This is a genomic window from Alteraurantiacibacter buctensis (genome assembly GCF_009827655.1).
Lineage (GTDB): Bacteria > Pseudomonadota > Alphaproteobacteria > Sphingomonadales > Sphingomonadaceae > Alteraurantiacibacter > Alteraurantiacibacter buctensis.
On the sequence record NZ_WTYV01000003.1, the window covers coordinates 131,920 to 152,212 of the forward strand.

At 66.2% G+C, this 20,293-nt stretch carries 20 protein-coding genes and 1 riboswitch; of the genes, 9 read left to right on the forward strand and 11 right to left on the reverse strand.

Translation table 11 applies throughout. The features are described from left to right. Nucleotides 1-144: 144 nt before the first annotated feature. A complete protein-coding gene (locus GRI99_RS09490; RefSeq protein ID WP_160771807.1) occupies nt 145-795 on the reverse strand; it encodes a response regulator in 651 nt (216 codons plus the stop codon). 306 nt (nt 796-1,101) lie between these two features. Here GRI99_RS09490 and GRI99_RS09495 point away from each other — a divergent pair, with 306 nt between their 5' ends. The 6 genes from GRI99_RS09495 to GRI99_RS09520 all read left to right on the forward strand — a co-directional run bounded on the left by GRI99_RS09495 (nt 1,102) and on the right by GRI99_RS09520 (nt 3,788). Further along, nucleotides 1,102-1,311, forward strand: coding sequence for a hypothetical protein (locus GRI99_RS09495; RefSeq protein WP_160771808.1), 210 nt, complete (start codon nt 1,102-1,104; stop codon nt 1,309-1,311). 145 nt (nt 1,312-1,456) lie between these two features. Continuing rightward, nucleotides 1,457-2,047 carry a helix-turn-helix domain-containing protein gene (locus tag GRI99_RS09500; protein ID WP_160771809.1) on the forward strand — a complete coding sequence of 197 codons (591 nt, stop codon included), beginning with the start codon at nt 1,457-1,459 and terminating at the stop codon, nt 2,045-2,047. A gap of 56 nt (nt 2,048-2,103) precedes the next feature. After that, entirely contained in the window at nt 2,104-2,427 is a 324-nt protein-coding gene (locus GRI99_RS09505; protein WP_160771810.1) for a hypothetical protein, read from the forward strand. A gap of 37 nt (nt 2,428-2,464) precedes the next feature. Beyond that, nucleotides 2,465-2,935, forward strand: a complete 471-nt coding sequence (locus tag GRI99_RS09510) for a hypothetical protein (RefSeq protein ID WP_160771811.1) — start codon at nt 2,465-2,467, stop codon at nt 2,933-2,935. Between the two features lie 8 nt (nt 2,936-2,943). Next, the gene (locus GRI99_RS09515) at nt 2,944-3,504 is read left to right on the forward strand and encodes a JAB domain-containing protein (protein WP_160771812.1); all 561 of its coding nucleotides are present in this window, start codon (nt 2,944-2,946) and stop codon (nt 3,502-3,504) included. A gap of 50 nt (nt 3,505-3,554) precedes the next feature. Then, the gene (locus tag GRI99_RS09520) at nt 3,555-3,788 is read left to right on the forward strand and encodes a hypothetical protein (RefSeq protein ID WP_160771813.1); all 234 of its coding nucleotides are present in this window, start codon (nt 3,555-3,557) and stop codon (nt 3,786-3,788) included. Between the two features lie 211 nt (nt 3,789-3,999). On the opposite strand, the gene GRI99_RS09525 is transcribed toward GRI99_RS09520, so the two are convergent. From GRI99_RS09525 to GRI99_RS09570, 10 genes are all read right to left on the reverse strand, one after another. Next, nucleotides 4,000-5,076: a ketopantoate reductase family protein gene (locus GRI99_RS09525; protein ID WP_160771814.1), complete on the reverse strand. Its 1,077-nt coding sequence runs from the start codon at nt 5,074-5,076 to the stop codon at nt 4,000-4,002. 14 nt (nt 5,077-5,090) lie between these two features. After that, nucleotides 5,091-5,246: a hypothetical protein gene (locus GRI99_RS09530; protein ID WP_160771815.1), complete on the reverse strand. Its 156-nt coding sequence runs from the start codon at nt 5,244-5,246 to the stop codon at nt 5,091-5,093. Then, a complete protein-coding gene (locus tag GRI99_RS09535; RefSeq protein WP_160771816.1) occupies nt 5,243-6,319 on the reverse strand; it encodes an MBOAT family O-acyltransferase in 1,077 nt (358 codons plus the stop codon). Before GRI99_RS09535 ends, GRI99_RS09530 begins: the two co-directional genes overlap by 4 nt. After that, nucleotides 6,316-7,164: a hypothetical protein gene (locus GRI99_RS09540; protein ID WP_160771817.1), complete on the reverse strand. Its 849-nt coding sequence runs from the start codon at nt 7,162-7,164 to the stop codon at nt 6,316-6,318. The genes GRI99_RS09535 and GRI99_RS09540 overlap by 4 nt, the downstream gene beginning before the upstream one ends. Continuing rightward, on the reverse strand, nt 7,161-8,948 hold the full coding sequence (locus GRI99_RS09545) for an AMP-binding protein (RefSeq protein ID WP_160771818.1): 1,788 nt from the start codon (nt 8,946-8,948) through the stop codon (nt 7,161-7,163). Before GRI99_RS09545 ends, GRI99_RS09540 begins: the two co-directional genes overlap by 4 nt. After that, nucleotides 8,945-9,592: an acetyltransferase gene (locus tag GRI99_RS09550; protein ID WP_160771819.1), complete on the reverse strand. Its 648-nt coding sequence runs from the start codon at nt 9,590-9,592 to the stop codon at nt 8,945-8,947. Before GRI99_RS09550 ends, GRI99_RS09545 begins: the two co-directional genes overlap by 4 nt. Before the next feature lie 99 nt (nt 9,593-9,691). Next, entirely contained in the window at nt 9,692-10,435 is a 744-nt protein-coding gene (locus GRI99_RS09555) for an ABC transporter ATP-binding protein (RefSeq protein WP_160771820.1), read from the reverse strand. Continuing rightward, nucleotides 10,435-11,397: a FecCD family ABC transporter permease gene (locus tag GRI99_RS09560; RefSeq protein ID WP_160771821.1), complete on the reverse strand. Its 963-nt coding sequence runs from the start codon at nt 11,395-11,397 to the stop codon at nt 10,435-10,437. Before GRI99_RS09560 ends, GRI99_RS09555 begins: the two co-directional genes overlap by 1 nt. Next, nucleotides 11,394-12,257, reverse strand: a complete 864-nt coding sequence (locus tag GRI99_RS09565) for an ABC transporter substrate-binding protein (protein WP_160771822.1) — start codon at nt 12,255-12,257, stop codon at nt 11,394-11,396. Before GRI99_RS09565 ends, GRI99_RS09560 begins: the two co-directional genes overlap by 4 nt. Then, complete coding sequence (locus GRI99_RS09570; protein WP_160771823.1) at nt 12,254-14,173, reverse strand: TonB-dependent receptor domain-containing protein; 1,920 nt, start codon at nt 14,171-14,173, stop codon at nt 12,254-12,256. The genes GRI99_RS09565 and GRI99_RS09570 overlap by 4 nt, the downstream gene beginning before the upstream one ends. 105 nt (nt 14,174-14,278) lie before the next feature. Then, nucleotides 14,279-14,475: riboswitch (cobalamin riboswitch) on the reverse strand. 402 nt (nt 14,476-14,877) lie between these two features. Between GRI99_RS09570 and GRI99_RS09575 the strand changes: the two genes are divergently transcribed. From GRI99_RS09575 to GRI99_RS09585, 3 genes are all read left to right on the forward strand, one after another. Further along, complete coding sequence (locus tag GRI99_RS09575; protein ID WP_160772005.1) at nt 14,878-15,477, forward strand: TetR/AcrR family transcriptional regulator; 600 nt, start codon at nt 14,878-14,880, stop codon at nt 15,475-15,477. A 319-nt stretch (nt 15,478-15,796) separates the two neighbouring features. Then, entirely contained in the window at nt 15,797-17,047 is a 1,251-nt protein-coding gene (locus tag GRI99_RS09580) for an efflux RND transporter periplasmic adaptor subunit (protein ID WP_160772006.1), read from the forward strand. A 52-nt stretch (nt 17,048-17,099) separates the two neighbouring features. Next, complete coding sequence (locus GRI99_RS09585) at nt 17,100-20,291, forward strand: efflux RND transporter permease subunit (RefSeq protein ID WP_160771824.1); 3,192 nt, start codon at nt 17,100-17,102, stop codon at nt 20,289-20,291. Nucleotides 20,292-20,293: the final 2 nt, after the last annotated feature.

The window sequence follows — 20,293 nt, forward strand, 5'->3', positions numbered from 1 at the left end:
GCGTTAGATCAAGTGATTATCTGGATTTTTAATCGGACACCCTCTCCGCCAGACATCCCGATAACTTGTCTCCGTTAACAGGCGACCCGCGCAAAGGCGCGGAACAGACGGCTTTGCGCGGCACAGTCGGTCATCGTGGCGCTGTCATTTCCCCATTCTTAGCAGGGGGGTGAATGCCTTCTCCATTTCCGGGACCCTGAAGGGCTTGCGCAGCAGAGGGAAGCCCTCGGAGACAGCGGCTCTTGCTGCTTCGCTGAAGCCGGTCATCAGCACGATCGGCAGGTCGGGATGCTGCTTGCGTGCCTCCCGTGCCAGGTTGAGACCCCCCAGGGGCCCGGGCATGACCATGTCGGACAGCACGATATCGAAACTCTCACTCCTGATCATGTGCAAGCCGTCGCTGCCCGACCGGGCAGATGAAGCCTTGCACCCCCGCTCTTCCAGCATCTGCCCGATAAGCTCGTTCAGGGCCGGATCGTCTTCCACCAGAAGCACCTTTTTCCCGGTCAAGTCTGCGCCCGGCCCTTCGGTCGTATTACCAATGGCTGCGGTTTCCCGGTCCGCCCGGGGGAGGAGCAGATGGATATGGGTGCCGCTGCCGATTTCGCTGGCAATCGAAACCGTGCCTCCGGCGGCTTTGATGAAGCCGTGAACCTGGCTGAGGCCCAGACCCGTGCCGCGGCCAACCTCCTTGGTGGTGAAGAACGGTTCGAACGCCTTCTCGATCGCCTCGGCAGTCATACCCGTGCCTTCATCCTCGACCACGATCTCTACCCCGTCCCGGCCGTCCAGCACGTTGGGGCGGTTGTGGGCGGTAACCTTATTCGCCAAAGGCTCTATTGGCCGCCTTCGCCTGACACGCGGCAGGTCTGCGCCTGCAATTGCGCCGCAACATCACAGGCAATTCTCGGTTCCTGCAGGGTTAGAGGATCACCTTCCGGCCGTGCCCCGATGTTTCCTCCGGGTCGGGAGCTTCTGGGGGGCAATCTGCACACGTGCGGCCGCTCCCCCAGCTACGCTCTCGATACAGTGTCATACTCGACGCTACATGACCGCTTTGCTGTGGTAGCGCCTGAGAGCGGCAATCCTTGAGGATTCGCAATGGCGAGTGGCAAGTTCCCGCAAGGGCATCGGTTTGGCGAACTTGCCGTACAGCTTGCAAGCGAGTTGGACTTTGATGCGCTCAACGATCAGGTGCGCAAGCTTCTGGAATCATTGCCTTTAACCGGCGGCGAGACAGGGACGGAAAAGTCACCAAACTACTGCCCCGTAGATAGGCGGCCTTTTGGCGACCATGCACCCGGCGCTTGACCGGTCGACCATCGCCCTGGCCTAGCCTTTCAGCTAGGTTGACAGCCGCTCAGACGCGACGGGTGCTCTTCGCTTAACTTTCCAATTCTGGCTCGACACGCTATCTTGCCCTGAGGCACCCCCCGCCGCAAAAGCGCTACGCACAATGACAACGCCCAGTTCCCCTCTGTTTGAAGTGTTCGATTCCCTCTCCGAGCGGCAGAGGCAGACGATGGCTTTGCTTGGCGAGGGGCGCACCAGCAAGGAAATCGCCCGCAGTCTCGGCATTTCCGAAAGTGCTGCGGTTCAGCGCATCGAAACGGTCCGCCGCAAGGCCGGCGGGGTGCTTCGCAAGGACCTTGCGCGAACCTACCGCAGCTATCTCAAGTCGCTTGGACAGGAAAGCAACGGTACCACCGCGCGTGTCGAATGCCCCGATGATCCGCTGTGGCGCCCCGGCCAGGCAGCCTGTAACGATCTTACCGGTAAATCCTTTCAGCTATCCGCATCGCTTCCCGGTGAGCAGACAGATCACCGGAACCAGTCGGTGGAGGACATGTTCCTCGGCGATGCGATCCCTTTCGAGGTCGCGGCGCCGTGGGGGTCGCAGTCTGAGCCGGCTGTAGTTCCGGGGGTGCTGGAAGGTCGAAGCGCCGCGCTCAACCGGATGCTGGCCGCCGTGGGATTAGCCCTCGGCATGCTGGTGCTCTGCCTGGTCCTGTTGGCGGTTGCATCGGAGATCGGCGAGCTGGTGTGACGCGCTGTCATCTACCTGCACGAGTGCCCCTGTATCGAACTGCAGGAGGATTACGCATGTTGACTGTCGAAATCGCAGGGGCCCGCGTGGCACGGGACCTCGAGGAAGCCGAGCGGATGACCAATGAAAGCCTGCGCGCCCTTGCGCGGCTGAACGTGAGCATGATGAATGTCCGGCTCGATACGGACGTGCCCCAATACCAGGGCCAGACCGCCCTCATCCGCTTGCAGGAAGCCCAGCGGCACATGGTCGATGCGATGAGCAACCTGACCCGTGTTCACAAGTCGCTGCGCGATGATTTCACGAAGATCACCGCCTTGCCCGACACACCCGGGCGCTGTCCCGCAACCGAAGTCGCCAAGGTCGCCGAGAGCGCATGATCGGGGGAGGGTCTGGATTGTCGCCGATCGGCGGCTGGTGATCCACACTCTCCTCGTCGAGTACCGAGCCTATATTCAATACCTGATCATCTTCGCGCTGACAGCTTACGCTTTCGCGCGGGGAGCCGGCCCTGAAAAGCAGGCCGGAGCAATCCTGTCCGCGATGGTGGTGGTGTTTCTCGTCTACCACAATCTCGCCGGACGGAGCGGTGTGTACGACAAGATCGACCTTGGCCTGATGGCAATCGATCTTGTCGTGCTGGTTCTGCTGATGCGGTTGGCGATCAGGGCAAACCGGATTTACCCGTTATGGATGCTTGCCGCACAACTGATCGCGACGTTGATGCACCTTGGCCGGGAACTGGATTCACAGGTCCCGCCGATCGCCTATTTCCTGCTGGTCCACGCTCCGTCCTATATCCAGGTGCTGGCCTTCTCGGCCGGACTTGTCGCTCATCGTCGCCGAACGCAAATCTACGGCACTTACCGGTCCTGGCGGGAGTCCTGACGCCGCTTTTGGGCAGCCGGTCAGATGATTTCGCCGAGACACTGATTGGCCGCTTCGGGTCGATATCCGGAATAATCAATGCCTCGCCCGATGCGCTCCGGGAAGCCCTGAAGCAGGATCCATCTGTTGCCGATGCCGTGATCGCCTGCCGCGAACTGATCCGGATAAGTACCCTGGAGGAGTTGGTCAGCGAGCGGGTCAGCCCGTTGAACCCGGCCTTTCGCGACTACCTGATCGCGGAGCTGGACAACCCTGCCGAGGAGCGCCTCCAGGCAATCTACCTGGATCGTGATGACCGATTCATAAGAGACGAACGCGTGTCGCAAGGGTCCCGCGATAGTCTTTCGGTCCGGCTGCGCTATCTGCTTCATCGGGCCCTTGATTTGGGTGCCTTCGGTCTGATCGTGGCGCACAATCACCCGTCCGGTTCTGCAACGCCAAGCACCATGGATCGCGATGCCACCGAGCGCCTGAGGCAACTCACGGCCTCGCTCGACATCAAGCTGGTCGATCACTGCATTGTCGCCCGGGGCTGCGTCTTCAGCATGGCCCAGAACAAGCTCATCTGACGCAGCCGCAGTCACAGGCCAATGCCCATCCTCATCAAGGAGCAAGCAAATTGACCGAGCCAAACAAGGGTAAGCTTCCCACCGTGTCGGGGAAAGCCAGCACCAAGCTCGTCGTTCTCGGCAGCCTTGACGATGTTCTGGGGTCACAGGCGTCCCCGGAACTGAAGGCTGCCTGTATAGCAATGGCGCTCGAGGGTGCGCAGCGCACCAGGCAGAGCGATGGCCCTTCCGCGCCGTCATCGAACCGCACTGGCGCAGGCAGTCCTGAAGCCGACAACGACTGAGCAAGCCGTCCGGAAACGGGTGTCGTTTGCCCCAAATCGACGACATCCGAGGGTCCCATCTCCATGATCCCAACCCGCCGGGGATGGGACCCGACCGGATGAGATTTCAGGGGCTCTGCTGGGTTAGCACGAACTCCGCCAATCGAAGTTGCGCTGCGACCAGACTGACAGCACCCATTTCACCATTTCCGGGCGTGTTGACCGGCAGCGGTCAGCCGTGGTGTCCGGGGCTGCGGTTGGCCTCCAGCAGGGCGTCAATCAACGAGGAAATCTCCGCCACCGGGGCAACATCCCGGCCATGGTGCCGCAAGAGGTTCAATACCAACCGGTCGATCCGTTCTACCTCCTTCGCGCCGCTATCCAATGCGCGCGCGATGGAAGACGGGCGGGTAAGCTGCGCTGCGGCTCGCGCATAGGTGTCAAACGGCACCAGATCGGCCGGCCGGGCGCCAAGCCGGAGCACCAGATCGGACACTGCATCGTATAAGGCGCGGCTGGCAGGCAGGTCAGCGTGGATCGCCTCAGCGATCGGCCGTGGTTCCGCCCGGGTGACGCTGCGGCAATTTCCCGCCAGGAGCATCGGCCATTTGACCAGCGGCACGTGGCGTGAGGTTGCGGCGATGAGTGCAACCGGCGGACGGACCGGTTCCCCTGCCGACAGCACATGCAAGTGTGACATGTCGCGCGCCAGCCTCTCCAGCAGGGACTGTGCAGCGTGATCGGCGAACGGCGCGGCCTTGAAGTTGGACGCCAGGGTTACGGTCAGAACGCCGGGCCGGGTGCCGTCCAGTCGCAGCGCCTGCGCATCCGGGCTTGCCACGCTGATCAGCGCGGGATCAAGGCCAGCCCATGCCTGTGGCGCGCTGTATACGCCCTCCAATGCTGATTCCGGGACACTATCCAGCCGCGCCAGAAATGTCGGTGGTGGCAGGTTCATCAGCGACAGGCACGGCACCCGCGCAGCCGCGATCCGCGCCATCAGCGCGGCCACCGCGGGTGCCGCAAAGTGCGGCTCCTGCATCGCCAGCAGCGCGAAATCGGCCTGCTCTGGAGCGGCACCGGCCGGTGTGCGCAGCGTCAGGCTTCCCGGGGTTGGGTGAGCGACCAGCGGAGCGGCCAGAACGATCCGCTGTCCCGTGCGGCGCATCGCCATTTCAAGCTGCACCGGCCCATCGGCCATCGCGGCTATCTCGTCCTCACGACCCACTACGGTTACGGCATGCCCGGCCAGCGCCAGCTTGATCGCTGGCAGGAGGCCATAGCTGGCCCCGAGCACCAGCACGTTCATTGCGCGCGCGCCCATCAACGCGCCCGCACGTCGACATAGATGATCTGCCCGTATTCGGCCCGGCTGGCCAGGAACACGGCACCCAGCATGGCCGCATAGATCAACCCCAATACGGGTATCCGCAGCGCCGGGGGCAGCAATCTGGCGGCAAGGCGCGAAAGAGGGGTCATTGGACAATCTCCAGCAGTCTCACGATGACAGGGCGGGCCAGCGAGAGCCAGCCCAGGATCAGGAACGGCGCGCATATCCGCCGCGCCAGATCCGGCACCCTGTGCAGCGGGAGATGGCGCCCGGCCATGTGGTTGATCAAGACGCCGCCAGCCTGCCACGCCGACCACAGGACATAGTACAGCGAAATCTCATGCCACAGCCCCACCACAAGCATGGCGGCAAACAGCCCGGCAACCGGGCTGCGGGTCAAAGCCGTGACCGGCGTGAACACATAGTCGCGGCACCAGCTCGTCAGGCTCATGTGCCAGCGGGTCCAGAAGTCGATCAGGTTGCGGGCGCGCCAGGGGTGATCGAAGTTTTCCTCAAGGGTAAGACCCGCCATCCTGCTGAGGCCCAGCGCCACCCCGGTAAGGCCTGCGAAAACGAAATACAGCGCAACCCAATCAAGCACCGAGGCCAGCCAGTCTACCGCAAAGTCTTGCGGGCCTACGCTGTGTGGCAGCAACTGCTGGCGGGCTATCCCCACCAGGTATTCGCCGAAGACCGTGGCCCAGAACAGGCCGGTAAGGGCTCGTTCTGCCCCGGCGGCGAAATCGGCAGGGTCCCATCGGCGCCGTTCTACCTGGCGGACGAAATGCGGCAACCGATGGATCGGGCCGACAAACAGGACCGGCAGGAACAGCTGATATCGCCAATGTGCCCGCAAGCCCGGCGCGGCCTGGCGGCCCAGCCACCAGTCTCCGATCACGTGCAGGGCGCGCAAGGTGAAGAATGCAGCGCCGATCCACACTTGCGACACCATCACCTGCGCCGCAACGAAACCGGCCAGCAGTACCGCCGCCCATGACCCGGCAACCGCGCCACGAAATGGCGTCCGCTCCCCGGCCTGCAGCACCAGCGGCGTCAGCAGCGTGACCAGTGCCAGCCACAGCGCGGTGGGCCACGAAAGCCAGGCGAGTATTGCCATCGTCCACAGCGCCACAATGTCGAACGCCCAGGATCGCGGCACCAGCCAGGCCAGCACCACAGCCACGCACGACGCGACAATCAGCAGGGTGGCGAGATCGATCACGGTCGACGATCGCTCCAGTCGCGGAGCCGGCTTTGCAGTTGCGCCCGCCCGGAGCCGCTGAGGTGGCCGATCGATATGAAGAGGTCGTCCGGCCACGGCCCCTCCGGGGCAAACAACGGCACGGCGAGCCGGCGCGCAAGGTCACGCGCCGCATTGTCGAGGGCCTGCACCTGGTCTGCGCCCAGCAGCCTTTCCGCCGTAGTAGAACGCGGCGGGGCAACCAGGATGATCCGACTACCCCCGGATTGGGCACCGCGCACCGCGCGCGCCAGACGGTCCATGTCGCAGGGTCCGCGCATGACCAGCCCGTAACTGCGTGCCGTCGCGGCGAAGTGTTCCGGGGTGCGCCTGTCGATATCGGGCGGTTCGCCACCGTCGTCGGTGCTGGTGGCCCGGCCGATCAGGCGGGCGACCACATCGGTCTGCTGGTGTTGCCTCTCTTTCAGCCAGACGCGCAGCCTGCGGGCCGGCTGGTCACACCGGCGCGCGGCGTGGAGGGACGGCAGTTCATAAATGAATGGCCAAACCTCAAGCAGGATCAGTTCTGCCCGCTCCGCCGCCGCCTGTTCGACGAGGGCCACGGCCTCGGCCTCGCTGATAGCGGGCAGACCGATGCGGAAATGGCTGCGGCCATCACCGAGCAGACTGCTGGAAGTGCCGTCTTCCGTATCCCTGCCGGCGTGTTTTGCGAACGCATATTTGCTCTGGGACGAGCCGATCACGGCAATCTGAGCACCGCCAAAAACCGGCGGAATGCTGAACGCACTGGCTGCCAGCGCGGCGGCTGCCACCATCAGCACGCCAATGGCCAAGGCCCACGCGCTGGCGAGGGCGCGCGACGTCAAGCGCTCAGGTCCCGGACCGTGCGAACCATGTCGGCAATCGTTTCGATAGTCGCCACGCGCGCCGCCGGGATCGACAGGCCGAAGTGGTGTTCCACGGCGAACACGAAATTGAGTTGCGAGAAGCTGTCCCAGCCGGCCACCGAACCGCGACCGGATGTCAGCGCCAGCGCCTCGGCGGGCACACGGAATACGTCTGCCGCCAGGGCCGTCACTTCTGCCGTGATGTCCCGGTGGTTGGCGGGAAGCGGATCGCCCACCACGGTTGCCGTCAGCAACCGGCGCAGGTCTGCCAGGACCGGCTTGCCCGACGGACCGCGCGCAATCGCTGGCACCATCACGATCCGCTTGGGCACCTTCTGCGCCTCGAGACAGGCGCGGGCGTGCGCGGCAAGCGCGTTTTCGTCTGCTGCGGCAGCGCCGTGCGCCAGCACCACGGCGGTCACCGGCACTTCGCCAAACAGGTCATCCTCGATCCCGATTGTCACGCTTTCCGCCACGGCGGGATGGCGCAGCATGGCCTCGTCGATTTCCTCGGGCCGGATCAGAAAGCCGCCCGCCATGATGACCGTCTTGCTGCGCCCCATGTAGGCGAAGCTGCCATCAGCCAGGCGCCGCGCCAGGTCGCCTGTCTTGAACCAGCCATCGGCCGTGAAGCTGGCGGCTGTCCGCGCGGGATCGCGCCAATAGCCGGGAAAAACGTTGTCGCCGCGCAGTTGCAGTTCGCCCGTCCCCGCTGCATCGGCATCGGCGACGCGTGCCTCGCCATCTGCCACCTTGCCCAGGGTTCCCACCTTGCCCATCTCCGGGTGTGGCCCGGCCCACAGTGCCGTGACCACGGTTTCTGTCAGACCGTACTGGTTGCACACGGGGCGAGCGAAACGCGCCTCCAGCCGCCGCCAGAGGTCCTCCGGCAGGTGCGCGGCACAGGACAGCAGCAGGCGGCACTCTGGCGCATCGAAATAGTCGTCGTGCGCGGCATAGCGGTCGATCATCGCCCAGACGGTGGGCACGGTGATCACATGGCTGGCCCGCTCGGCCCGGACGCGGTTCAGCCACTGCTCGATCCGCGCCAGATCGAAGCCGCCCGCGCGGATCACGGTCCCGCCGCAGTACAATGCCTGGATCGGACCCTGAATCATCCCGTCGGCGTGGGCCAGGATCATGTCGTTGAAGATGCGCGCCTTGCCATCGTAACCGAACAGGCGGGTCTGCGTTGCAAGGTTGGCCAGCAGGTTGGCCCTGGTGATCTGGACCCCGGTGGGCGCTGCCGTGGTGCCCGAGGTGAACAGCAGGTAGGCAAGACCGGCATCGTCGCCAGGCAGGTGGGGCACCCGCCGGGAGTCCGATTGGGGCAGGAAGGCAAGCGTGTTTGCCCGCCGATCCCGCGAGAACCACGAAGGCCTGGCAGGGGCAGGAGCCGGAGATAACGCCAGGACGGCAATCCGCGTGTCCACACCCGCCGGCAAAATGTCTGCTGCGACACCCGCCGGCTCCACCGCCTCGACCACGCCAGCCAGCCGGGCATCGGGCGTATCGGCGGTCAACAACACCGGTACCACACCGTCGAGCAGCGCGGCGATGAAAGCAGTAACGGCTGCGACCTCGTCAGCCGTGCGGATCACCAGACGGTCACCCGGCGCGATGCCGGCGGCGCTGAACCAGCTCAGCCACTGCCCGGTCATTTCGCGCAGATCGGCGTAGCTGACGCGCTGCCGGGGGAGCACCATGAAGTCGCGCTTGTCGCCCTCGGCGATAGTCGTCCAGAGGTCTTGCAGCGCAGTCATTCGCCGTCTTCCACCGCCAGCGAGGACTTGAGCGGGTTGAACCGGTGCGGCAGTGCGGGGTTGCCGATGACCAGTGTCCCGTCGGCCACATGCTTGCGGACCACGGCCCCGGCCGACACGATCGCGCCCGTGCCGATCCTGATGTTGGGCAAGACGACTGCGCCCGCGCCGATTACCGATCCGGCCCCGACGTGAATATTGCCCGCCAGGACAGCCCCCGGCCCGACCGAAACGAAATCGCCCAGCATGCAGTGATGGCCCAGCGAAGCGCTGCGATTGACCAGCACGCCTTCCCCAAGGATCGAAAGGCCGCCGATCACCACGCCGGCATTGACGAAGGTGCCTGCACCCAGCCGCAGGCTGCGCGGCACAACGGCTGTGGGATCGACCAGCGCCGCAGCCGGCGACAGCCCCAGTGCCAGGGCCTGATCCCACAATTCGCGGCGTCGTAGCGGGGCGAAGGCAGGAGCGAGGAAGGAAGCGCCGGGCGGGGCGACGAAATCCGCCAGGTCAACAAGTACCCGCCGATCGAGCAGGCGCGGGACGCCACCGATGCTGACAGCAGCCGCCAATGGCATGCCACACCGCGCCAGCGTTTCCTCATAGTCAATCACGAGGGGGCTGCGAATACCGAACAGGATCATCCGCTGTTCCTTTACTTACAGCGCGAAGATACTCAAGCCAGCCTTCGAAACCACCCGATCAGAGTTTCCCGGGGCCATGATCCTGCGCATCGTTCCCGATCAGGTTTGCCGCCGCAACCCCAGCGCACGGGCGCCGGGCTGGCCCATCCACTCGGCCTTGACCTGCCACACCGCAGCAAGCACATCGCCGGCCAGCGCCACGTCCGGCGCATCGTCTGCTACCACACGGCCGCAGTGCAGCACGATCACCCGGTCAGCCCAGTTCATCGCTGCGGCCAGATCATGCATCACCAGCACCACCGCCTGCCCGCCATCGGCCAGGTCGCGCAGATGCGCCAGCAGGCTGGTCTGGTGCGCCAGATCGAGACCGGCGAGCGGCTCGTCAGCCAGGATCCAGCGCGGCTCGCCAGCCAGGACACGGGCCAGATGGGCGCGGGCTAGCTCGCCGCCGGAAAGGGTCGAGACGGGCCGTTCGGCCAGCTCCTCCAGCATCATGGTGGAAAGGGCGGTGGCCACGGCGCGGGCATCCTCGGCTGCGCCGCTGGCGTAGGGTAAACGCCCCAGCGCAACCAGCGTACGCACGCTCAAGTCCCAGGCAACGCTGGCCTGCTGTGGCAGATAGCCAAGCGTGCGCGCGCGCACCTGCCGGGGCAGGGCGGCGAGCGGCTGGTCGTGCAGCAGCACCTTGCCATCTTGCGGAGCGACCAGTCCGGCCAGTGCGGCCAGCAAGGTCGACTTGCCCGCTCCGTTGGGGCCGCAGATCGCGGTCAACTGCCCCGGCGCGATACACGCGCTTACCCCGGCCAGCCGCCCGGCAAGATGGATATCGCGGGCCTCCAGCATCACACCAGCTCGCGCCGCAGGCGCAGCAGCAGATAGAGGAAGAACGGCGCGCCGATGAGCGACAAGGCAACTCCCAGGCGCAGTTCGCCGCTCGCCAGTGGCGCGATGCGACACAGGCAATCGGCCAGCAGCAGCAGCAATGCGCCTGCCAGTGCCGAGGGCACCAGCGTGGCTGAGGGCAGCTTGCTGGTGAACGGGCGCAGCAGATGCGGCACCATCAGGCCAACAAAGCCGATCACCCCGGCGACGGCCACCCCGCTGCCCACGATCAGGCCCACCCCGCCGATCATCAGCCACAGCAGCCGTACGGGGTCTACGCCCAGAGAGATTGCCGCCGCTTCGCCCAGACTCAATGCGTCGAGGGCCCGGGCGGCGCGGTGCAGCAGCAATAGCCCGGCGGCGGTGGCGGGCAGGGCAAGCCACACGTCTGGCCAGCCGCGGTTTTCCAGCGCGCCCATCAGCCAGGTGACGATCTCGCTGAGCGCAAAGGGGTTGGGCGACAAGCTGATCGCCAGGCTGGTCAAGGCACCCGCGAGGCTGGCCAGCATCATGCCAGCCAGCGTGAACAGGGTGATACCGCCCGCCTTGCCCGCGATCAGCGCCAGCAGCGCCATGCCGGCGGCTCCGCCCAACAGCGCGAACAGCGGCAATAGCACGGCCTGCGCCTGATAACCCGCATGGAACGAAAGCACCGCCCCCAGCGCAGCCATCGGCGCAATTCCGAACAGGCCGGGATCGGCCAGGGGGTTGCGCAGATAGCCCTGCATCGCCGCCCCAGCCGCGCCCAGTCCGCCGCCCAACACCAGCGCCAGCGCCGCGCGTGGCAGACGCAGTTCCAGCAGGATCACCCCCGCCTGCGGCACCGGCGTGGCGAAAGGGTCGAGCCACACCTGTCCTGCCAGCAGCGACAGCGGCATGGCCACGGTCAGCAACCCGGCAAGGATCAGGACAACCCGGTTCATGCGCCTGGTTGCCTCGCGCCAAGGCGGCGGCGCACTTGCGCCAGCCGCTCCACCGCAGCAATGATCGTGGGTCCCCCGCAATAGAGCAGGCGCGGGTCCAGCCTGTGCCGCTGGGTGGAGGCGAGGCTGGCCAGCGCCGGGTGACTACGCATCCGGTCGGGACCTTCGTTGATGGTCAGCAGCACGCGTGGCGGCTTGGTCAACAGCTGCTCCAGTGAAAGCCGGTCGGCCTGGCCAAGGCCCTGGTGGGCCGCGTGGTTGGCAAATCCTGTCCGCTGCAGCAAGTCCACGATCAGGGTCTGCTCGCCGGGCACCAGGCCATCGGCCTGCCACACGACCGCAGAAACGGGTCCTGCGCCCGGGGGCGGGGCCGCCTGTGCCAGCGCCCGGTCGATCCGCGCGATCAAAGCCTCGCCTCGCCGAGGGTGGCCGACCAGCGCCGCTATCTGGCGGATCTGCGCCCGGCTTTCGGCCACTGTCCCGGCCACACCAAAGCGCTCCAGCGGCAGGCCGAGGCGGGCAAAGGCGCTGGCCGTCGCCGGATCGGTGAAGCTGCTGCCCAGCACAACATCGGGTTGCAGTGCCAGCACGTCCTCCACCGAGCCACGCGTGGCGGTAAAGCGCGCTGCCTGTGCTACTGGCATCGACGAGGCGCGCGGATCGTGACTGTAGTGCGAGATCGCCAGCACCTGGGCCGGATCAGCCAACTGAACCAGGATCGCATCGGTGCAGGGGTTGAGGCTGACCACGGTGGGTCGAGCGGCTAAGGGAGGTTCGGGCTCTGACGACGGCGCACGGGCGCAGCCCGCCAGAACCGCCGCCAGCGCCCACAGGGCGAGGAACGCGGGCCTGCCCTTCACAGTCGCAACCGCGCGCCGACATAGCCCACGCGGCCCGCCTGGGCATATCCGGCTGCGGTCTGGTAAGTGGTATCGGTCAGGTTCTCGATCCGGGCGAACAGTTGCAGCAAGTCTGACAGGTCATGCGCGCCGCGCAAGTTCAGCACCTGATAGCTGCCCAGCCGCACGCGGTTGGCACCATCGTCGAACGCATGGCTGACGAGCCGCAGGTCGGCGGCGAGCGAGAGCCTCTCGACCGGTTGCCACTGCGCCGAGATCGTCGCCGCATGGCGCGGACGGCGGGCGAGGGCATTGCCGCGCGTGGTCGAGCCGGGGGTGCGATCAGAAGCCTGGGTCAGTGCATAGACAGCGGCAAGCTCCAACCCTTCGGCCAGCCACAGACCGGCTTCAGCCTCCAGCCCGAAAGCACGGGTGCGGGCGCGGTTGTCGTAAGTTCCGTTGGGGCGCCCGGCGCAGATGCCCGTACCGACCATGAAGCAGCTCTCGAACACGACCTGGTCGCGCGTGTCCCGGCGGAAAGCCGTCAGCGCCAGCCGCGCGCGATGGCCGCCCACCACGCCATCAAAGGCCAGTCCCGCATCATAGCTGCGCGCCCTTTCCGGGCGCAATTCGGCGTTGCCATAGTCGGACAGGAGCTGGAACAGGCTGGGCGCCATGTACCCTTCGCCATAGCTGGCGGTCAGTCGCAGATTGCGCCCGAGGTCATAGGCGGCATCCGTTCCCAGGCTCCACTCGCCACCGAATTGGCGGTGCTCGTCGCGCCTGAGGCCAATGGCGAAGTGCAGCGGGCTTTCGTCGTAATCGAGCTGTGCGAACAGCGCGCCGATGCCGGTGGTGCGCGCCGCGTCGAACAGGGTGGAGAAGCCCAGCCACTCGTAGTCCGCGCCAAACTGCACCTGCCAGCGATCGGTGATCCGGCCCCATTGTCCGCGCAACTCGATCCGCTCTCTGGTGCCTCTGGTGGCATAGCCGGGATCGCTGCCGAAAGCGGGATCGTAGTTCTGCCTTTCTGTCTCGGCTGCGGAATAGCTCGTCCGTAGGGTAAGGTCGCGGCCGTAATAGGCCAGACCCGCCGCACCTGAAATCTGCCGCATGGCCTGATATTCGGCGGTATCGGCTAACAGGTAAGCGGGGAAGGGGAAGCCGTCCGTTTCCAGCCGGGCATCGGCCAGACGTCCCTGGGCGAAGGCTTCCACCTGCCCGGTCAGATGTGCGGCGATGCGCCCGGACAGGTCGAACTGCCGGTGACTGTCAGCTTCGGTGCCACCGGCGGCGGCGGAGAATCCGGCGCTGTCGCGCCAGCCGCCCGATATGCCGAGGTCCAGCGGCCCCAGTTCGCCGGCCGCAGAGGCGGTGGCATAGGAACTGTCGTGCCCGCCATATTCCACTGCCGCTGCCGGACCGGCGCGCACCGCGCTGGTCACCGCCAGCACTCCGCCCAGCGCCTGGCTGCCCCACAGGGTGGAATTGGCGCTGCGCTGCAATTCCACCTTGGCCAGGTTACCCAGCATCAGCGTGCCCAGATCGAAGCCCGCCCCCGGCGCGGCGGGATCAGCCAGCCGCACGCCATCGACCAGCACCAGCACCTGCTCGGCTTCGGCGCCACGCACCCGCAGCGCGGTGAAGCTGCCGGTGCCGCCGTTGCGCGACAGGACCACGCCGGGCGCACGTTCCAGCAGGCGGGTGAGGTCTGCCCCCTGCACGGCTTCGATATCCGCCCGGTCGAACACCGATACGGCCACGCCGTTCCACAAGGTCGGCTCTTCCACTCCGCTGGCCAGCACGGTGATGAAGGCATCGTCGGGCGGGTGATAGATGACGAGCGGTTCCTGCGGCGCGTCATCCGCCTCCTGCGCCTGCGCGGGGATAGCGATCAGGCAGGCCGCCGTGAATGCCGCTATTTGGAAACAGGACACGCCATTTGCCTTCCGTGAACGATCGAAACACCGTCGCTCATGGCAAAACCCGCCGCCGTCCGACCGGCGCCGCGCTCCGCTGGCCTGCAGTGCACCCCGCCTGCATCCGAACGACCACCAGTGGCAGGTCTCCTGGCTTCCGGCTCGAACGCGCATCGCCCGCCTTCCCGGCGGGAGAATACCCCACCAGTGGCCTATCGGACGACGCGCTTGCCGGCTACAGTTGCGGGGGCAGCGCCGGCATCTCACCGGCTTCCCTTTTCACCCGGCGAATGGCCGGGACCTCTGGCGTCGAGGTGCATCTACCGCGCATCTCTCGGGTCGAAAAGTGAAGATGCGGGAAAGGCCCGGCCAAAGGCGGGGACCACGCGAAATCACTTTCTGGCTGGACTGCCAATCTTGCCGCCATCGTTACGATCGTGCCGCTGCGGGCACCTGTGGCGACTGCAATGCGATCCTTCAGGCGATCACCCATGGCCACCCTCTCGTGTTCCCAGACCCAACAGCGCATCGCCTGCGGCCAAGCAGCCCGGGCGCAGGGCAGGGGCCGTTACTACCAGCGGGCCGAGACTCTGGACAAAGGCATTATCCCCTCGTCGATGGCCTGGAGCCAGCGCGATCCAGCCCGGCTTGAGCCACCAACAGCTTGGGTCCTTTCGCCTGCCTGGTTGATCTTTTCCCCGCCTCTATCTATACCGTTCGATATGGAAAAGGTTGCCACCCGCGGGCGCCCGCGCGAATTCGATGCCGACGTTGCGTTGGCGGCGGCGCTGCGCGTCTTCTGGACCAAGGGGTACGAGGGGGCGTCGCTGTCCGACCTGACCGATGCAATGGGGATAACCCGGCCCAGCCTCTATGCAGCCTATGGCAACAAGGAGGCGCTCTTCAAGCAGGCGCTCGACCTCTATGAAAGCGAAAAGCTGACCTATGTGGGCAAGGCGCTGGCGGCCGGAACGGCGCGCGGGGTGGCCGAAAACCTGCTGTTCGGGGCCATCGATACGGTCACCGGTGGTGAGTGTCGCGGGTGCATGGGGGTGATCGCGTCGGTCGCCTGCCAAAGCGCCGAACCATCGATCAGGGATGACGTTGCCCGCCGTGCCGAATCGTCGCGCCAGGCGCTGATCAATCGCATGCAGCGGGCGATCGACGAAGGCGATTTCACCGTCCCTACCGATGCCGAGACGATCACTCGCTATCTGATGGCCGTATTGCAGGGTATGTCGGTGCAGGCCGGTGCCGGGGCTGATCGCCAGCAATTGCAACAGGTTGCCGAGGCTACACTGGTGATGTGGCCCTCGCGCTGACGAAGCCAGAAAATGGTGCAGTGCGAAAAAAATATCGGTCAGTATAAAAATATCACTTGACCTGAACGGCAGATTACGTACCTATCGGTATAGAAATTAGGCCTGGCTGGGGTTGGCCCCCCGGCGAGGAATTACCCGCGGCCATTCAGGGCTTTGCGGGCGAGTCCGGCCATGTCTGCAACCTGTTATCAGCCCCGGGCGCATGGCTTGTGGGCGCGAGCCAGTTCGCCCCGGATCAGGGGGTGGGGGATCCATGTTAGATACGCCTTTCGATATGCATAACGACCGCCAGCGCTATGGCGTGGATGATGATTCCGAGATGGTTTCGCTCGAACCCACGGGCGTCGGGCCTCTCGATGCGGCCCAGACCGAGGGGCCGCCGCCGTCACGCCGCCGCTGGCTCTATCTTGCGCTGATCGCCATTGTGCTGGCCGCCGCCTGGACCCTGCTGCGCGGGGAGCGTGCGCCGGCCATTGCCGCCCCGGTGCCGCAGGTCGTGGTGGCAGCCCCGCTGCAGCGCGAGGTGACCGAATGGGACGAATACATCGGCCGCTTCGAAGCCAGCCGCAGCGTCGAGGTGCGGCCGCGCGTCTCCGGCCAGATCACCGGCGTGCATTTCACTGATGGGCAGTTCGTCCGTGCCGGGCAGCCGTTGTTCACCATCGATCCGCGCCCCTATCGCGCCAGCCTGGCCGAAGCCCAGGCGCGCGTGGCTTCCGCGTCGAGCGCGCTGGCTCTGGCCCGAAGCGACCTCGCCAGAGCCGAGCGGCTGGTAGCCGAGGACGCCATTGCGGCCAACGAAGTCGACCGCCTGCGGGCCGAAGTGCGGGTGAACGAAGCCGCGCTGGCCGCTGCTCAGGCGACTGCGCGCATCCGGGCGCTGGACGTGGAATTCACCACCGTGCGCGCACCGATTGCAGGGCGGGTTTCCGATCGCCGGATCGATGCCGGCAATCTCGTGGCCGGCGACAGCGCCCTGCTGACCACGATCAACGCGGTTGACCCCATCCACTTCAGCTTCGAGGGCAGCGAGGCGCTGTTTCTCAAGGCCCGCCGGGAAGGGCTGGGTGATGCGCAGGTGGAAATCCGCCTGGCCGACGAGACCGGCTATCGCTGGCAGGGACGACTGGACTTCACCGACAACGGCCTCGATCCGCGATCGGGCACGATCCGCGCCCGTGCTGTCTTGCAGAACCCCGACGGGTTCCTCGCTCCCGGTTTGTTCGGCAACATGCGCATGGCTACCGGAACCACCGTGAACGCACTGCTGGTACCCGATACCGCCGTTACCACCGACCAGACGCGCAAGTTGCTGCTGGTGGTTGACCGCGAAGGCACCGTTGCCGCCCGCGAAGTGGAACTGGGGCCGCTGGTTGATGGCCTGCGAGTGATCCGCAGCGGCCTGACGCGCAGCGATCGGGTGGTGATCCAGGGCGTGCAGATGGCGATCCCCGGCCAGAAGGTGCAGGCCCGCCCCGGCACCATCGCCGCCCCGCCGGCCCCCGCAAACGATCCGGGTGAGGCGCCGGTGCGCGCCGCCGCTGCCTCCAGCGCCACCGTTACCCGCTAACCTCCGCGCACCCGCCACCGGTCGCCCCTCACTCCCGTCACGGAGCCCTGCCATGCGCCTGTCCCGCTTCTTCATCGACCGGCCGATCTTTGCCGCGGTGATCGCCATCCTGATCACGTTGGCGGGAGCCATCTCCTACCTGTTCCTGCCGGTTGCCCAGTATCCCGAAGTGGTGCCGCCAACGGTGACGGTAAACGCGGTTTACCCAGGCGCGTCTGCCGAGACGGTGGCCGATACCGTGGCCAACCCGATCGAACAGGAGATCAACGGAGTGGACGGGATGCTGTACCTGTCCAGCCAGTCCACCGGTGACGGGCGGGTGACCATCACCGTCACCTTCGCGCCGGGCACCGATCTCGATGAAGCGCAGGTGCTGGTGCAGAACCGCGTGGCGATTGCCGAGCCGCGCCTGCCCGAAGAGGTGCAGCGGCTGGGTGTGGTGACGGCGAAGACTACGCCGGACTTTCTGCTGATCGTCAACATGGTCTCGCCCGATGGCAGCCTGACCCGCGAATACATCTCCAACTATGCCCAGACCCGCATCAAGGACCGGCTGGCCCGCATCGAGGGCGTGGGCGGGGTGCAGCTGTTCGGCAGCCGCGAGCTGGCCATGCGGGTGTGGATCGATCCCGGCCGCGCCGCCGCGCTGGGCCTGACGGCGGGCGACATCGTCCAGGCACTGCGCAGCCAGAACGTGCAGGTGGCCGCCGGTACCCTGGGCCAGCAGCCGAGCCCCGACAGCGCCTTCCAGGTCAACGTGGAGACGCAGGGCCGCTTCACCAGCCCCGAGCAGTTCGCCAACGTGGTGATCCGCACCGATGAAGCTGGCCGCCAGGTGCGCGTGGGCGATGTGGCGCGGGTTGAAATCGGCGCACAGGACTATGCCACCAGCGCGTACCTGGACGAGATGGACTCGGTGATCATCCCCGTCCTGCAGGAGCCGGGCTCCAACGCGCTTGCCAGCGCCGAGGCGGTGCAGGCGGCGATGGCGGAAATGTCGGCCGATTTCCCGGCAGGCCTGGAATACCGCATCGTCTACAATCCCACCGAATTCATCGCCCAGTCGATCGACGAGGTGATCAAGACTCTGATCGAGGCGATCGTGCTGGTGGTGCTGGTGATCGTGGTGTTCCTGCAGAAGTGGCGCGCCTCGGTGATCCCGGTGCTGGCGATCCCGATTTCGCTGGTGGGCACTTTCGCGGTGCTGGCGATGCTCGGCTATTCGCTCAACAACCTGTCGCTGTTCGGGCTGGTGCTGGCGATCGGCATCGTGGTGGACGATGCGATCGTGGTGGTCGAGAACGTGGAGCGCAACCTGGAGGCGGGGATGACCCCGCTGGAGGCCGCGCGCACCAGCATGGACGAGGTTGGCGCGGCGCTGATCGCCATCGTGCTGGTGCTGTGCGCAGTGTTTGTGCCCACGCTGTTCATCGGCGGCCTGTCGGGCGCGTTCTACCAGCAGTTCGCGGTGACCATCTCGGCGGCGACGGTGATCTCGCTGGTGGTGTCGCTCACGCTCAGCCCGGCGCTGTCCGCCCTGCTGCTGAGCAAGCACGAGGCCCCGCACGGCAACGACCCGCGCTGGCGGCAGGTGTTGCACGGCGCTGGCGACCGGTTCAACCGCGCCTTCGATCGCTTCAGTGACTGGTACGGTCGCTGGACGGCGCGGGCCGTGGCCATGCCGAAGCGGATGATGGCGGTCTATGGCGGCCTGATCGCGGCCACCGCGCTGGCGCTGTTCGCCACCCCCACCGGCTTCATCCCGCAGCAGGACCAGGGCTATTTTCTGACCGTGATCCAGTTGCCGCCGGGCAGTTCAACGCAGCGCACCGATGCGGTGATGAAGCAGGTGGCCGAACGGATGCTGCCGATCCCGGGGATATCGGGCACGGTCATGCTGTCGGGCTTCGACGGCACCAGCGAGACGCAGAGCGCCAGCTCGGCCGCGGCCTACTGGGTGCTTGATGATTTCGAAGATCGCGCGGCGGCTGGCCAGGATATCGACAGCCTGATGGCCGCCGCCCAGGCTGCCACGGCCGATATCAACGAGGCGCGCCTGATGATCGTAAAGCCGCCGGTGATCCGGGGCATTGGCTCGGCCGGCGGCTTCCGCATGATGATCGAGGACCGCAACGGTGCCGGCTACAAGGCGATGCAGGACATGGCCTATGCCGTGATTGCCGAGGCCAACCAGCGGCCGGGGCTGGCGGGGGTCTATACCTTCTTCGACACCGGCACGCCGCGCGTCCACGCCGATATCGACCGCGACAAGGCGCAGATCCTGGGCGTGTCCCCCAGTGCCGTGTTCGAGACGCTGCAGGTCTATCTCGGCAGCGCCTTCATCAACGATTTCAACCTGCTGGGCCGCACCTATCGCGTGACCGCGCAGGCCGATGCCCCGTTTCGTGATGATGCGGCGGATATTGCCGGGCTCTACACCCGGTCGAATACCGGGGCGATGGTGCCGCTGGGCTCGCTGGCCACGCTGACCGACACCACCGGCCCCTACCGCGTCACCCGCTACAACCTGGTGCCGGCCGTGGCGGTGGACGGCGATACCGCACCCGGCTTCTCCACCGGACAGTCGCTGGAGACGATGGAGCAGGTGGCGGCGCAGGTGCTGCCGCGCGGCTGGGACGTGGAATGGACCGGCATCGCCTACCAGCAGGATACGGCCGGCAACACCGCCGCCATCGTCTTCGCGCTGGCCGTGCTGCTGGTCTTCCTGGTGCTGGCGGCGCAGTATGAAAGCCTGATCATGCCGCTGGCGATCATCCTGATCGTGCCGATGTGCCTGCTGGCGGCGATGATCGGGGTCAACCTGCGCGGCATGGACAACAACGTGCTGACGCAGATCGGCCTGGTGGTGCTGATTGCGCTGGCAGCCAAGAACGCGATCCTGATCGTGGAGTTCGCCCGCCAGGGTGAGCAGCACCACGGCCTCACCCCGGTGGAAGCGGCGGTGCAGGCCGCCCGCACCCGCCTGCGCCCGATCCTGATGACCAGCTTTGCCTTCATCCTGGGGTCGGTGCCGCTGGTGGTCGCCACCGGGGCAGGCGCGGAACTGCGCCAGGCGCTGGGCACGGCGGTATGCTTCGGGATGCTGGGGGTGACCGGGTTCGGCCTGGTGTTCACGCCCACGTTCTACGTCGTCTGCCGCGCGCTGGGTGACCGTCTGGCCGCTTTGCGCGCCTCCTGGTCCCGCCCGGCTGCCGGCTCGCCCGTGGCCACGCCCGCTGAATGATG